This is a genomic window from Protofrankia sp. Cj3, assembly GCF_917627355.1.
Taxonomy (GTDB): Bacteria; Actinomycetota; Actinomycetes; order Frankiales; family Frankiaceae; genus Protofrankia.
Map to the genome: position 1 here is coordinate 17,904 of NZ_CAKJTR010000107.1, position 572 is coordinate 18,475.

Annotated in this window: 1 protein-coding gene; it reads right to left on the minus strand. The window is 69.1% G+C overall.

The genetic code is table 11. The annotated features are described in order from the left end of the window. Positions 1-572: tyrosine-type recombinase/integrase (locus tag MJ783_RS15075; protein ID WP_305039499.1), on the minus strand; the 572-nt coding region annotated here is incomplete at both ends.

Sequence of the window (572 nt, forward strand, 5' to 3'; positions counted from 1 at the left end):
TCAGGTCGTGAACACGTGTTCGATGGACGCCCGCGTCCGCACAAACCCTGTCCCACCAGCGGTTAACGTTCCGCGGCTGGATCCCCCGACCCGTAGACGTAGTGAACACCAGCCCGTCGTCATGCCAGACCGGCGCCGCCGCTCTCGCCGCATCCTGCCGTGCCTTGTGCTCACGCAGCACGACCACGACCATCTCCGGCAGCGCGAGAGTCGCCTTCGACCCCCTGGTCTTCAACTGCTCATCTTCCACCAGCTCCCAGTGCCTGCGGCCCGTGTCCGGATCCACCCCGACCAGCCGCCGCCGCTGCTTACGCCGGATTTCGACCGTGCCCGCGTCCAGATCGATCACATCCCAGCGCAGCCCGAGCGCCTCCCCCTTGCGCAGCCCCAGCGCCAGCATGACCATCCACAGCCCGGCGAGCCGATCGACCAGCGCCACCGCCAGCACCCGGCCCGCGTCCACCTCGCCCAGCGCCCGCACCGGCGCATCATCCTTACGCGGCGCCTGGACCAGCTCCGCGACGTTCCGCACCAACAATTCCTCACGGACCGCGTCCTTCAACGCCAGCCGC